Origin of the sequence: Vibrio sp. 10N.261.51.A4 (assembly GCF_041471945.1) — a bacterium.
GTDB classification, from domain to species: Bacteria; Pseudomonadota; Gammaproteobacteria; order Enterobacterales; family Vibrionaceae; genus Vibrio; species Vibrio crassostreae_C.
In genome coordinates, this window is sequence record NZ_JBFRPJ010000026.1 from 154,655 (window position 1) to 168,723 (window position 14,069).

Consider the following 14,069-nt stretch of genomic DNA (forward strand, 5'->3'; position numbering starts at 1 on the left):
TTAACCAATATTTCGAGCTGTCATTACGCAAGACAGTGGATATGAGATCACTTCAGCAAAAAAAACCATCGCATAGTGCTAATCTTAAATCAGACAATGAATAAAGGAGGTAGCGATATGAGTTACAAACATATTTTGGTCGCGGTCGATTTATCAGAAGACAGCAAATTAATTGTGGATAAAGCGGTAGCATTGGCTAAGCCATTGGAAGCCAAAGTCTCTTTTATCCATATCGATATTAACTACGCAGAGCTGTATACCGGCCTGATTGATATCAACATGGCCGAAACCCAGCACAACGCGATGGAAGCGTCTCGTATTCAGCTGCAAAATTTTGCGGAGCACGCCCAATACCCGATCACCCATACCCTAGTAGGCAGTGGTGATTTGAGTCATGAGCTGTGTGACACCATCAACGAGTTCAATGTTGATCTCGTGGTTTGCGGTCACCATCAAGACTTTTGGAGCAAGCTGCTCTCTTCAACACGCCAACTGATCAACGCCTCTCCGGTTGATATGCTGGTCGTGCCTCTAAGAGATTCAGAAGACTAATGATTTAAGGTTAGGTAACATACAGCTCATATCTTATTAACGAAGTTTTACTATGAGCTATTTAGCTGGTGTTACCCTCCTATGGGCCTTCTCCTTTAGCCTGATCGGCGTTTACCTCGCTGGTCAGGTTGATTCTTGGTTTTCTGTACTAATGCGCGTAGCCCTTGCCGGCATCGTGTTTCTTCCTTTTCTTAAGTTTCGCGGTGTCTCGCGCAAACTGATCGGCAAATTGATGGCGATTGGTGGTATTCAGCTTGGGCTGATGTATTGCTTCTACTATCAATCTTTCTTACTGCTGTCCGTACCTGAAGTCCTTTTGTTTACCGTCTTTACCCCAATTTACGTCACGCTTATTTATGACTTTCTCAAAGGGCAATTCTCACCTTGGTATCTCGTGACCGCCGCTATTGCAGTGCTGGGCGCGGTATTCATTAAATTTGCTGGCATCAATGACAACTTTTTAGTCGGTTTCCTTGTCGTACAAGGCGCTAACCTGTGCTTTGCTATTGGTCAGGTGGGTTATAAGGTGATAATGGAGAAGGAATCGACCGAGTTACCTCAGAGAACCGTATTTGGTTACTTCTACTTAGGGGCGTTATGCGTCGCTTCCGTTGCTTTCATGCTACTAGGCAACCCAGAGAAACTGCCCACCACCACACTTCAATGGGGAATCCTGATCTACCTTGGCTTGATTGCGTCGGGGCTGGGTTACTTTATGTGGAATAAAGGCGCGTGCATGGTGAATGCTGGCGCGCTGGCAGTGATGAACAATGCCTTGGTTCCTGCTGGTCTGGTGGTGAATATCCTGATTTGGAACAGAGATGTCGATTTGGTTCGCTTGTCTATTGGTGGCGCCGTTATCTTATTCTCTTTATTCGTCAATGAGACGTGGGTGAAGAAGCGCGTAGCAAGATCCGCAAGCAACGCTTAGCTGATTTGAACGAGCTACATGAGTCAGCTCGGATAACCCCAAAAAGCAAAAGAGCGACCTAAGGTCGCTCTTTTTAAATCATCGCTGTAGCAATAAACCATTCAAATCAACTTCAGTGGATTTGATTGTGGCTCACTACCTGAGTCTTGGTTTCAGTGAAGGCAACATCATCAAGTTGTAGGTTGATTCGTTCCAATTCACTTTCCAGCTTCTGACTTTTCTTAAACAGCTTTTGCTGCTTCTTAATCATCTTCGCCAGTTTCTTATTGTACTTCTCTTGTTTCTTAGCCGCTTTCTTCGCTTGTTTGAGTTCAGCTTTCTCATCACCGCTCGCCTTCGCCATCAGTTTTTTCAGCTTGGCTTTTTTCTGTGCGGCTTCTTTTTTGGCAAGCTCAGGGGCCATATCAGCGGCGGCTGGATCGAACATTTGTACGCTCGGTTCAATTGCCTCGTTGATTTCCGCAAGCGACAGTTCTGGTGCAGGTAATGTTTCCGCTAGCAGGCCGCATGCGACTTTCTCTTCAACGGGTTTGTTTTGACAACCAAGAGGTGGAATTGCGGTGGGTTTGCATAGATTCGCTTGATCCGCCGAAGAACGCGCGCAAGAACGACACACGAACTTAGGTTCAGTCACTAAGCTGTGGATCTCGCCCAAGTGTTCGGTGATATCTCGACGGTTTAACTTACAAAAGCGTTTAGCCATGCTTCAACTCCAGCTAAGAATAATAATAATTCTTAGTTAGATATACATCTGTAACGCGACTATCGCAAGTGTTAAATGGCAATTTATCGTATTTATGACGGGAAATTTTCTTAGCGTGTATCTAAGTTATTGATGCTTCAATTAAGTCATTGATGCTTTCACATAGACGTCAAAACGGTTCTTTTTGGTTTCGATCGCCATGCTCGGTTTTTGCTCGTCTAACCAAGCTGCGTAATCCGGTCTTTTAACCACAACTCGCTTCGATGCCAACTTCATCGCTGGCTCAAATAGGCCATCAGCATCCAGATCGGCACCCACCAAAGATTGGAATACGCGCATCTCTTTTTTGACCAGAGCCGATTTCTTTTTGTTCTCTGGGTGTGGGTACATAGGGTCGAGGTACACCACATCAGGTTGTTCAAAGTCAGGATCGTTACTGAGCTTGTCTAAAGCATCGTGACTGGATGCGTGAATCAACTTCATGCGTTCAGTTACCCAACCACCGATATCTGGGTCTTGTTGCGCTCGCTGCAAGCCATCATCAAGCAGTGCGGCCACAACGGGGTGACGCTCGACCATTTGCACCTTACAACCTAGAGAAGCCAACACAAACGCATCGCGCCCTAAGCCTGCAGTACCATCAAGAATAGTTGGCGTTGCGCCTTTGTTTAAACCAGCTGCTTTGGCAATCGCCTGACCTTTACCACCGCCAAACTTACGTCGGTGACCAACTGCGCCTCCCACTAAATCAACAAAGATAGCGCCAAGCTTGGGCTCATCGACTTTACGTAGCTCAAGTCGCTCACTAGTCAGTACCAAAGCAAAATCGCTGCTTTCATCATGAGATAAGTTCCAGCGGGTCGCTAAGTCATTCAAATGATCGATTTGGGTAGCATCTTCGCAAATCAGTTGTAGTTGCAAGGTCGTCTCCAACAGACAGTAGTATTCAAAACAAAAGAGGCAACCAGTTTACCTGATTGCCTCAACAATACATATTAGCGGTGAAAAGTATTCCCAGCTAAAGTCGGCTTACCTAAACCAATGGCTCTGTCTCTCGCTCTTGTCTTAACTCTTCAACAAGCTCTGCGAGTGGCTTAGGTCGCCCTATGATGTAGCCCTGCGCGTAGTTCACACCCAGTTCGATAAGCTTGTCGATAATCTGGGTATTTTCAACGAACTCAGCCACGGTGTGCTTGCCCATCTGCTTGGCAAGATCATTGATCGAGCGAACCATCACATGGTCCATCTCATTCACATCAATATCACGTACAAACAAGCCATCGATCTTCACAATATCGACAGGCAGCTTTTTCAGATAGCCAAATGACGATAGCCCTGAGCCAAAATCATCCAATGCAATCATGCAGCCAAGCTCTTTGATTCGAGTGAAGAACTTGATCGCCTGCTTCATGTTACTCATGGCCGCTGTTTCGGTGATCTCTAAACAAATCTTATGACACGGTATCGATGAATCGCTCAGGCTATCTATCAAAAATTCGACAAACTCACGGTTACCCATCGAGTGACCGGAAAGATTGATTGAACACATCCCCAGTTCCTCAATAACCTCAGGGCGTTGCTCCAACCAACCCAAGGTTTGACTGACGACTTGGCGGTCAATCAAATGCGCGATGTTATAACGCTCTGAGGCTGGCATGAAGATCCCCGGGGAGATGTATTCCCCTTGGATGTTCTTGATGCGGACCAAGATTTCAAAGTGCATTTTATCGCTGTCTTCATCTAGGCCAAGAATTCGCTGCGCAAACAACTCTAAGCGATCGTTAGCCAAGGCCTCATGCACTAGGTTAACGCACTCCATCTCAAGATGGCGACGACGCAGGTCTTCATCATCTTGATGGTAAAGATGATAGCGATTGCGACCTTCTTCTTTAGCGGCATGACAAGCTGCATCCGCCTGAGCGTGCACCATCTGTGGTGAAGCTGCTGTATGGTCGATCAATCGAATACCGATAGAGCACGTCAGGTTGAGTCGAATATCATCCCACAAGAATGGATTCTCACTCATCATCGAGATAATACTGCGACACACATTCACCGCATCTCGTTCAGTACAGTCTTTCATCAGCACAGCAAACTCATCACCACCCATTCGCGCTAACACCGCATTGTAAGGCAGTACGTCTTCTAGCAGTTTGGCGCTAAACAAGATCGCAGCATCACCCGCTTCATGTCCTGCGGTATCGTTCAGCACTTTCAGCTGATCCAAATCTAGGAACAACATTGCGTGAGTTCGCATGTGGCTCTCAACCTCTTTCAGCGCCTTTTGCAGCTCTTGCTCAAAGTGGTTGCGGTTAAAGGTGTCAGTCAGTAGGTCATAGCGAGCCTGATACTCTAGCTTTTCAGAAAGCTCGTGCGTTTCGGTGATGTCTTCACCCACAATCAACAGCTGATCAGACTCCACCAACGGGCGGATATTTTCACGAATCCAGCTCTTGCTGCCGTCGGCATGGCGATATTCGATATCACGACGCCACACACCACGAATCTTATGCTGAGGTTGCAGCAAGATATGACGAGGAATCATCGCGTTCTCATCAACATAGAATTCTCTAGGGCGATGGCCCAACAACTGATCGAGAGGGTATCCCAAAAGCTCTTCGGCAAACTGGTTCACTTGTTGAATGCGATTATTGCCATCGAGCGTAATCATCATCACCGGCTGTTTGTCGTAATACAGCTTCAAGTTTGCTTCACGTTGGAACAGCTTATTCTCAGCAAGCTTACGTGAGGTCACGTCGCGCGCCTCAAAGAGAAACTGAATGTCTTCGTCTTCACTGCCCGGCATCGGCTTCAATGAAATATCCAACACCATCGCACCGCGATCTCGACACCACACCTCGGCTTCAAATCGTAAGGCTGGGTGCTCACTTTTTGCGATGAAATATTCGGCTAGCACTTCTCGCGCAGAACTTTCCCAATGTTGGTGTTGTTGCAGCGGCGTTCCCAGTTTATAGCCTTGATTATAAAGCAGCTCATGTAACTTGCTGTTACTCGACAGCAGCACGCCACCCTTATCAATGATGCCCATAAATTGCAGGCTCTGATCAAATATCGACTCCAACAGTCGTTGGCTTTGGCGACTTGCACGTTCGCTCTTCTTCAGACGGTTAAGGTAATACACCAACACCGCGATAACACACGACATGCTCAAGAACATTAAACCGATGGTGCGAATTTCATCGCGATAGCGCATTAAGAATGACTTCGGCTTATTGAGGAAGGTTACTGAGGCTTCATTCTCTGCACCCAAATCCCAACGTGAGATCTGTTGGTAATCGAGTTTGATTTCTGGCGCGCCAGCAACCACCAATGGCAATGGAGCCTTAGGATTGTTCAGCACGCTCAACAGCACGCGCCCCGTGTCTCGACCTTGCGTTTCTCCACTGTGGATCACGCCACCAATCGCACCAAACCCAAGTCCTAAATCTTGCACAATATACAATGGCATCTGAGTTTTTTTGTTGAGCTGACGCCAGTCTTCTTTGCTGCTGACCCGACCATTGATGTCGCGGTAGTAGGCCCAGAACAACAAGCTTTTAGTTAGATCAGCGCGTTGCGCGAACGTCATCAGTTCTTGATAAGAATCAGGCGTATATTGCTCCACCATCCCAGAAAACTCAGGGCGTTTTTGTAGAAATAAATCCACTTGAGCGCGAATAGCTTCACCCGTTACCGAGTGATCGGTAACCACGTAAACTTTTTTAACCGTCGATTGAAGTCGATTGATCAGCTCAATATTGCTCGCCATATCAATATCTTCAGTGATACCGGTTGCGTGCAAGCCTTCAATCATTTGCGGAGAAAAATTGTTGATGCCACCAAAAATAACGGGCGTGCCATTGAGTTCGGGCGCTAAGCGTTTCATCAGATTGAGGGCGTTATTATCACTGACGACTACAGCGGCAAACTCTTCATGCGACAGCTTAGTGCGGTATAGCTGATAAATTCGCTCTAAGTATTCAGCGTTTTGAGTTCGCTTGGTATCGAGATAAACAACCCGGTAAGATAACCCATCGCGATCGAGCTCATCAGATAGTCCTTTATGGAAATCATCTGTCCAGAAAAAGCCTTGATGATAAGAGTGAATAACCAACACATCTTTTGCCTGAGCTGAAGCAAAAACACTCCAACACATCACAATAAAAAATAACGAAAATCGCACTGAATTCACCCTAACCCTATAGTTACTGCTAATATTATCACCCTTGGCTATGATGTGTACTCAAGCCGGTATGTTTTTCATTCAACCTAAGGATTATGCATGTCCACAACCACAGCTCGTCTAGATGATCTAGACCGTGCCATTCTCAAAACCTTGATGGAAGATGCACGAACTCCTTACGCTGAAATGGCAAAGCAGTTCGATGTCAGCCCTGCGACGATTCACGTTCGCATCGAAAAGATGAGATCGGCAGACATTATCGAGCGAACGGAAGTTGTGGTAAACACCAAAAAACTGGGTTACGACGTGTGTTGCTTTATTGGCATCAACCTTAATGCTGCCAAAGATTACCACTCGGCGATCGCTAAGCTGAATGCCTTAGACGAAGTGGTTGAGGCGTACTACACCACTGGTGCTTACAATATCTTTGTAAAGCTGATGTGTAAGTCGATAGAAGAGCTGCAGTTTGTATTGATCGATAAGCTGCAAGCGATCGATGAAGTTCAGTCGACAGAGACACTGATTTCATTGCAGAACCCTATCAACCGCAATGTGAATCCATAACATTGATTCGCCTTGCTTGGCATAACGCACAGACAAAAAAAGAGCCTCTAACTAGAGGCTCTTTTCGCAATAAACTAGATAGTTACCGTGATTATGCGTTGATTCCCGCGTGGCGCAGCATTGCGTCGATTTGCGGCTCACGACCACGGAAGCGTTTGAACAGCTCCATTGGCTCTTCACTGCCACCCATTTCAAGGATGTTGTTCAGGAAGCGATTACCCGTTTCAGTGTTGAAGATACCCTCTTCTTCAAATGCTGAGAACGCATCTGCCGATAGCACTTCTGCCCACAGGTAGCTGTAGTAGCCCGCGCTGTAACCACCAGCAAAGATGTGACCAAAGCTGTGTGAGAAACGGTTCCAATCTAGGCTTGGCAGTACCGACACCTTAGACTTAACATCCGCTAGCGTTTCTAGTACGCGAGCACCCACTTCAGGGTCGTATTCTGTGTGTAGCGTGAAATCGAACAAACCAAGCTCTAGCTGACGCAGGATAAACATCGCAGATTGGAAGTTCTTCGCCGCTAGCATCTTCTCTAGCATCTCTTTTGGTAGCGCTTCACCCGTTTCGAAGTGACCAGAGATGAACGACAGCGCTTCTTCTTCCCAACACCAGTTTTCTAGGAACTGACTTGGTAGCTCAACCGCATCCCAAGGCACACCATTGATACCCGCAACTGCGCCCGCTTCTACTTGCGTTAGCATGTGGTGGATACCGTGGCCAAACTCGTGGAACAGAGTCACGACTTCATCATGAGTAAACAGTGCTGGCTTATCACCAACTGGCTTGTTGAAGTTACACGTTAGGTAAGCGACGGGCGTTTGTAGCTCGCCAGATTCAGTAATACGACGACCACGACAGTCATCCATCCAAGCGCCGCCACGTTTGTGCTCACGTGCGTATAGGTCTAGGTAGAAGCTACCGCGCAGTGTTCCAGTCGCATCAAAGATATCAAAGAAACGCACTGACTCATGCCAAGTGTCTACGCCTTGACGCTCTGTTACCGACATACCAAACACACGGTTAAGCACCTCAAACAGGCCTGAAACCACATTCGATTCAGGGAAGTATGGGCGAAGCTCTTCATCAGAGATCTCGAACAGGTTCTGCTTCTGCTTTTCGCTGTAGTAAGCGATGTCCCATAGGTTTAGCTCAGAAACACCAAACTCTTTCTCTGCAAACTGACGCAGCTCTTCAACTTCTCGCTCACCTTGCGGTTTGGCTTTTACTGCTAGGTCGTTTAGGAAGCCAAGCACTTGGTCTGGCGTTTCTGCCATCTTAGTCGACAGTGATTTTTCGCTGTAAGTACTGAAACCAAGCATGCGCGCGATCTCGTGGCGCAGCTTAAGTTGCTCGGTGATGATCTCAGTGTTGTCCCACTTACCTGCGTTTGGACCGCGATCTGAAGCGCGCGTTACGTACGCTTCATAAAGCTCTTTACGCAGTTCTTGGTTATCACAGTAGGTCATCACAGGTAGGTATGATGGGATATCTAAAGTCAGTAGGTAGCCTTCTTGCTCTTTAGACTCAGCCGCCGCTTGAGCTGCCGCCAGTGCTGATTCAGGCATACCTGCCAGCTCAGCTACGTCTGTGATCTGCTTGCTCCAACCCATGGTTGCATCAAGCACGTTATTTGAGAATTGAGAGCCTAACTCAGACTGGCGCTTGCTGATCTCGCCGTAACGATGCTGTTCATCTGCAGGTAAGCCAATGCCCGACAATTCAAAGTCGCGCAGTGCGTCGGTAATAGTTTTTTGTTGAGCTCGGTTCAGTGCAGAGAATGCTTCACTCGCCTTGATCGCTTTATACGCTTCGAACAAGCCTTTGTGTTGGCCAACCCAAGTGCCGTATTCAGATAGCACAGGTAAGCAGCTCTCATACGCTTCACGCAGTTCGTCACTGTTCACGACAGAGTTCATATGGCTTACAGGTGACCAAATGCGACCTAAACGATCATCCACTTCTTCAATTGGAGCAACTAGGTTGTCCCAGCTTGGTGAAGTATTACCTTCAAGTACTTGTTCTATCTTGTTGCGACACGCTTCAATCACTTGCTCAACTGCAGGCTTTACGTGCTCTGGCTTGATCTGTGAAAACGGAGGTAAGTCCGTGAAGGTTAATAGCGGATTAGACATATAAACATTCCTTTGGCTTTAGAGACTTTCGTCTTTTTTGTAATGAGGTCGTCTTACAGTCATCAGGCTCAGGTTCGCCCTAAAAAAATCACCTGCGAATAGTTATTAAATAGTGCCCAATAAGGCAAATTTCAATAGTAGAACCAATAACTAACCACATATTGCGAACGACTGTCCCTGAATTGTTCGAGAATTTATGGTCCATTGAGGGTTATAATGGTCTGATTAACCCCACCTACACTAACCACACTCTAAATCGAGAGTGTTACGAGAGTTTAATTTGTTAAGTTATCGCCACAGCTTCCACGCAGGTAACCATGCCGACGTAGTAAAGCATATCGTACAGAGCCTTATTCTTAATTCTTTGAAACAGAAGGATAAGCCTTTTGTTTATCATGACACTCACTCTGGTGTAGGTCGTTACGACTTAACGCATGAATGGTCTGAAAAAACCGGTGAATACAAGCAAGGTATTGCTCGTGTGTGGGAGCAAACAGACCTTCCTGAAGACATTCAAAGCTACCTTGAGTCTATTTCCATTCTCAATAATGGCGAGAAACTGCGTTACTACCCGGGCTCTCCACGTGTTGCACGTGCACACCTGCGTGACCAAGACCGCATGGTACTGACTGAGCTTCACCCAGCCGATCACCCGCTGCTTGAGCAAGAGTTCCACCGTGATCGTCAGGTATCTATCTACAAAGAAGATGGTTTTAAGCGCTTAAAGGGCAGCCTGCCACCAAAAGAACGTCGTGGTTTAGTACTGATCGACCCGCCTTACGAGCTGGCAAAAGAGTACCGTGATGTCGTGACTGCAATCGCTCAAAGCCACAAGCGCTGGGCAACCGGTATCTACGCAATTTGGTACCCGGTAGTAAATCGCTGCGATATCGAAGATATGATCGAAGGTCTCGAAGGCTTAGGCATCAACAAGATTCTACAAATCGAACTTGGCGTATCACCAGACACCAACGAGCGCGGCATGACAGCATCAGGCATGATTGTGATCAACCCGCCTTGGAAGCTAGAAAGCCAAATGAAAGAGATTCTTCCATTCTTGAAGGAAGCAATTGCGCCGGCGACCGGTCACTTCAAAGTAGAGTGGATCGTACCCGAGTAATCTCGAACTTAACGTCATGCTCTGACAAATATTAAGCAGATTGTGACGTACACGAATAAATTTTAAACAGGGAGATTGAGTTCAACCGATCTGCCCTCAATATAATAATTATACAATTTAAGAATCTATAGGACGTAGGTGTTCAGTGCGCTCACTGTACCCACAGCCTTCAATAAATGGAGAAAGTAATGGCGACTCATTTTGATTACATCTGTATCGGCGGCGGTTCAGGCGGCATCGCATCAGCAAACCGCGCAGCAATGCACGGTGCAAAGGTTGCACTTATCGAAGCTCAAGACCTTGGTGGTACTTGTGTAAACGTTGGTTGTGTTCCTAAAAAGGTAATGTGGCACGGCGCTCAAGTTGCTGAAGCGATCAACCTATACTCTGAAGATTACGGCTTCGACGTTGAAGTAAAAAGCTTTAACTGGAGCAAGCTGATTGAAAACCGCCAAGCGTACATTGGTCGTATCCACCAATCTTACGACCGCGTACTAGGTAACAACAAAGTAAACGTAATCAAAGGCTTTGCTAAGTTCGTTGATGAAAAGACAGTTGAAGTGAACGGTGAACACTACACAGCAGATCACATCCTGATCGCGGTAGGTGGTCGTCCAACAATTCCAAACATCCCAGGTGCAGAATACGGCATCGACTCAAATGGCTTCTTCGACCTAATGGAGCAACCAAAACGCGTTGCGGTTATCGGTGCTGGCTACATCGCAGTTGAGATCGCAGGTGTACTAAGCGCACTAGGCACAGAAACACACTTGTTCTGTCGTAAAGAATCTCCACTACGTAGCTTCGATCCAATGATCATCGAAACGCTAGTAGAAGTAATGGAAGCAGAAGGTCCAACACTTCACACGCACTCAGTGCCTAAAGAAGTTGTGAAAGAAGCGGATGGCACACTGACTCTACACCTAGAGAACGGCAACACTCAAAACGTTGACCACCTAATCTGGGCTATCGGTCGCCATCCAGCAACTGACGCTATCAACCTAGCATCAACTGGCGTTGAGACGAACGATCGTGGCTACATCAAAGTAGACGAGTTCCAAGCAACCAACGTTCCTGGTATCTACTGTGTTGGCGACATCATGGAAGGCGGCATCGAGCTAACACCTGTTGCTGTTAAAGCCGGTCGTCAGCTTTCTGAGCGCCTATTCAACGGTCAATCAAACGCGAAGATGGACTACACGCTCGTTCCTACTGTTGTATTCAGCCACCCACCTATCGGCACCATTGGTCTAACGACTCAAGAAGCTGAAGAGCAATACGGCAAAGACAACATCAAGGTATACACGTCTGGTTTTACTGCAATGTACACAGCAGTCACTCAGCACCGTCAACCTTGTAAGATGAAGCTAGTATGTGCTGGCGAAGAAGAGACTGTAGTTGGCCTACACGGCATCGGTTTCACTGTTGATGAAATGATTCAAGGCTTCGGCGTTGCAATGAAGATGGGCGCAACCAAAGCAGATTTCGACTCTGTTGTGGCGATTCACCCAACGGGCAGCGAAGAATTTGTGACGATGCGTTAAACCTTTGTAAGTCAAAGAAATATTATGAAAAAGCCGACATCTGTCGGCTTTTTGTGTTTTTTACCGTATGTTTGAATGTTTATTAACCGAGCAGCATTTTACACACTTAACTTGGAAGAAAGATCACGCTACAATCGCGCGCTATAAAATTACACGCATAAAAATAACAAATAGCTCTATTACAGAAAGGATATACGAGTAATGAAAAAAGTGAGTATTCTCGCAGCGGCGATTGCAGTGGCTTTAACAGGTTGTGGTAGCGACAGTTCTAATTCAGGTGTCACAACACCGACAGAACCATCAACAACAACCAACAAATTTATCGATGCCGCTGTTGAAGGTATCTACTACAACACCAGTTCTGGCTTAAACGGTATTACAAATAGCGAAGGCGAATTTACCGCTAAAACTAACGACACAGTGACCTTCTTTATTGGTGGTGAAAATGGCTTAAAAGTGGGCGCAGCATCCAACCGTGATGTATTGACTCCATTTGAAGCTGCGGGCAAATATGCACGTGCCGTTAACCTAGCGATTTTACTTCAATCTTTAGATAACGAATTTGGTAGTTCGTCCGATGATGTGCTGACCATTCCAGATGCGCTGCGATCGCCTGATGCAACGACTCTAGCTAAGATGGAAGATCTAAGCTTAGATGATCGTGATAGCGTGATCGACTTCTTAGACGAAATGGGCGTAGACTCTGCAAACATCACTTCGGAAGAAGATGCTCTTGATCATATGCAAAATGCGTTTGGTTCAATGACTCGCGGCGAAGACACCGTTAATCCTTTTATGGCTGAAGGTAAAATCGTTCGTTATATTGATGTGACTCAAAACTCTGAAAAGTTCACCTACGTTCATGCTGATAAGCTTATGGAATCAGAAATGTTTGAACGTACTCGTGGCATGACCGAGATGACATTCAAGGTGAACTCAGCTGACTCCGTCTCTATGCTGGCTGGATCGAACGATTATTCATTGTCGGAAAACTTCGCAGAACAGTACCTCACCTGTGTTTCTAACGCTGCGCACCAATGGATCGAAGAAGAAGATCCAGAAAGGAAGGGTTGTGATATTGATGGTGATAACCAAATAGACCATGAGAATGGCGATCTTACACCGGATAGTCAGTTTGTGCTCAACAACCCTTTTGCATACAGACTTCGAGATCTAGCACAGTCTTCAACGGCAGATGAAGAATTTACAAACTCGGACATCGACTGGATGCCGTTTGATGCTGAAAAGGCATCAGACCTAAACCATTACACCGCCAACCATGTTTGGGATGATGGTAAGAACGGCACGCCAAAATGGATTCGCAGCACAACCTCTGGCTCTTTTGACCCTGTGACTGGTATTTATTCCGAGATCGTTAAAAAAGAAACACTAGGCGATGACCCTAACAATGACCCATCTCGTGCAACAGAGCGCGTTGGTTACTATTATGAAGTTGATTCAAAAGATGCCGAGCGCTACGTCGACTTCACAGGTACATGGGACACCACCGCGATTTGTGGCGATGGACAAAGTGCAGTCATGAGAATGGTCTTCTCAGACTTAGCAATCACAATATCTGGCGCAGAGTGTGAAAGCCAAAATGGTGCTCCTTCATCACCGGAAGATTTGGGCGAGTCTGTTTATACTTACGCTGAATTAGCGACTATCGACTACTGGTGGTTCAACCAAGCGGGCCGCGAGTCGAAAGCAACCTTGACTGAGTTGAACACGGTCGTGCGCTTCTGTGACGCTGGTGACTATGTAGCAGGTACAGCGTGCCACGCAAACGATGAGTACTTCATTAAATGGGAATACCAACCAGCAGGCACTGATTGGGATGAGGGCCTACTGATTCGTCGTAAGATGGACAGCTTCGGTAATAGCAACGGCAGCTCTAGCATCATGCAGAAAATCAACTAATCGCTAAATTGATTCGTTTACCTCTAGATAAACCAGAAGCACGCTTCTGGTTTTTTTCATTTTTAGTATAGATGAACCTTCAAGCCCCCATCCCCGTAGATACAAAAACAAAATCTTAGCGATCCAAAACAACAACGGAGTTTGTAATGAATCTACTGATCGAATCATTTGAAGGCGGGATTTACTTGGCTTACCAAGTTATTGGCGAGCAAAAACAATTAATCAAAGATGACCACCAGCACCCTATGAAGTTTTTGAGTATTAACCAAGCACGCGATCACTTTAGCGACCAAGGCGTAGCATCGGCAATGTTGGTTCACAACAGTGCCTACGACGAGATGTGTGGTGAGCATTGTGGTAGCACACAGCCTTTCGAGATTGATTTGAAGTGGAGTTAAATCAACCTCAAATCAATCGC

The 14,069-nt window shown here is 46.4% G+C and carries 11 protein-coding genes; 7 read left to right on the plus strand and 4 right to left on the minus strand.

The window, feature by feature from the left end; translation table 11 throughout:
- The first annotated feature begins 117 nt into the window (after positions 1 to 117).
- Positions 118 to 552: a universal stress protein UspA gene (gene uspA / locus AB4384_RS07210; RefSeq protein WP_017060149.1), complete on the plus strand. Its 435-nt coding sequence runs from the start codon at positions 118 to 120 to the stop codon at positions 550 to 552.
- A 52-nt stretch (positions 553 to 604) separates the two neighbouring features.
- Positions 605 to 1,483: a carboxylate/amino acid/amine transporter gene (locus AB4384_RS07215; protein WP_372129206.1), complete on the plus strand. Its 879-nt coding sequence runs from the start codon at positions 605 to 607 to the stop codon at positions 1,481 to 1,483.
- Positions 1,484 to 1,595: 112 nt separating this feature from the next.
- Here AB4384_RS07215 and AB4384_RS07220 read toward each other — a convergent pair whose 3' ends face one another.
- From AB4384_RS07220 to AB4384_RS07230, 3 genes are all read right to left on the minus strand, one after another.
- A complete protein-coding gene (locus AB4384_RS07220) occupies positions 1,596 to 2,186 on the minus strand; it encodes a hypothetical protein (RefSeq protein WP_017060147.1) in 591 nt (196 codons plus the stop codon).
- A gap of 141 nt (positions 2,187 to 2,327) precedes the next feature.
- Positions 2,328 to 3,107, minus strand: a complete 780-nt coding sequence (locus tag AB4384_RS07225; RefSeq protein ID WP_017063046.1) for a class I SAM-dependent methyltransferase — start codon at positions 3,105 to 3,107, stop codon at positions 2,328 to 2,330.
- 112 nt (positions 3,108 to 3,219) lie between these two features.
- Positions 3,220 to 6,342, minus strand: a complete 3,123-nt coding sequence (locus AB4384_RS07230) for an EAL domain-containing protein (protein WP_102320130.1) — start codon at positions 6,340 to 6,342, stop codon at positions 3,220 to 3,222.
- Between the two features lie 126 nt (positions 6,343 to 6,468).
- On the opposite strand from AB4384_RS07230, the gene asnC reads away from it, so the two are divergent.
- Positions 6,469 to 6,933, plus strand: coding sequence for a transcriptional regulator AsnC (asnC, locus tag AB4384_RS07235; protein WP_008218581.1), 465 nt, complete (start codon positions 6,469 to 6,471; stop codon positions 6,931 to 6,933).
- 91 nt (positions 6,934 to 7,024) lie between these two features.
- On the opposite strand, the gene prlC is transcribed toward asnC, so the two are convergent.
- Complete coding sequence (gene prlC, locus AB4384_RS07240; protein ID WP_171732313.1) at positions 7,025 to 9,067, minus strand: oligopeptidase A; 2,043 nt, start codon at positions 9,065 to 9,067, stop codon at positions 7,025 to 7,027.
- A 280-nt stretch (positions 9,068 to 9,347) separates the two neighbouring features.
- Between prlC and AB4384_RS07245 the strand changes: the two genes are divergently transcribed.
- The 4 genes from AB4384_RS07245 (at position 9,348) to AB4384_RS07260 (ending at position 14,049) form a co-directional block, all read left to right on the plus strand.
- Positions 9,348 to 10,187 carry a 23S rRNA (adenine(2030)-N(6))-methyltransferase RlmJ gene (locus AB4384_RS07245; RefSeq protein WP_017060143.1) on the plus strand — a complete coding sequence of 280 codons (840 nt, stop codon included), beginning with the start codon at positions 9,348 to 9,350 and terminating at the stop codon, positions 10,185 to 10,187.
- 188 nt (positions 10,188 to 10,375) lie between these two features.
- On the plus strand, positions 10,376 to 11,731 hold the full coding sequence (gorA, locus tag AB4384_RS07250) for a glutathione-disulfide reductase (RefSeq protein ID WP_136978536.1): 1,356 nt from the start codon (positions 10,376 to 10,378) through the stop codon (positions 11,729 to 11,731).
- A 201-nt stretch (positions 11,732 to 11,932) separates the two neighbouring features.
- Positions 11,933 to 13,651, plus strand: coding sequence for a hypothetical protein (locus AB4384_RS07255; protein ID WP_372129208.1), 1,719 nt, complete (start codon positions 11,933 to 11,935; stop codon positions 13,649 to 13,651).
- A 146-nt stretch (positions 13,652 to 13,797) separates the two neighbouring features.
- Positions 13,798 to 14,049, plus strand: coding sequence for a DUF6482 family protein (locus AB4384_RS07260; RefSeq protein ID WP_017070091.1), 252 nt, complete (start codon positions 13,798 to 13,800; stop codon positions 14,047 to 14,049).
- The last annotated feature ends 20 nt before the right edge of the window (positions 14,050 to 14,069 follow it).

Bases quoted from the DNA above. Each gene is read 5' to 3' on its own strand.
- uspA (WP_017060149.1), top strand. From the start codon at position 118: ATGAGTTACAAACATATTTTGGTCGCGGTCGATTTATCAGAAGACAGC.
- AB4384_RS07215 (WP_372129206.1), top strand. From the start codon at position 605: ATGAGCTATTTAGCTGGTGTTACCCTCCTATGGGCCTTCTCCTTTAGC.
- AB4384_RS07220 (WP_017060147.1), bottom strand. From the start codon at position 2,186: ATGGCTAAACGCTTTTGTAAGTTAAACCGTCGAGATATCACCGAACAC.
- AB4384_RS07230 (WP_102320130.1), bottom strand. From the start codon at position 6,342: ATGTGTTGGAGTGTTTTTGCTTCAGCTCAGGCAAAAGATGTGTTGGTT.
- asnC (WP_008218581.1), top strand. From the start codon at position 6,469: ATGTCCACAACCACAGCTCGTCTAGATGATCTAGACCGTGCCATTCTC.
- prlC (WP_171732313.1), bottom strand. From the start codon at position 9,067: ATGTCTAATCCGCTATTAACCTTCACGGACTTACCTCCGTTTTCACAG.
- gorA (WP_136978536.1), top strand. From the start codon at position 10,376: ATGGCGACTCATTTTGATTACATCTGTATCGGCGGCGGTTCAGGCGGC.
- AB4384_RS07255 (WP_372129208.1), top strand. From the start codon at position 11,933: ATGAAAAAAGTGAGTATTCTCGCAGCGGCGATTGCAGTGGCTTTAACA.
- AB4384_RS07260 (WP_017070091.1), top strand. From the start codon at position 13,798: ATGAATCTACTGATCGAATCATTTGAAGGCGGGATTTACTTGGCTTAC.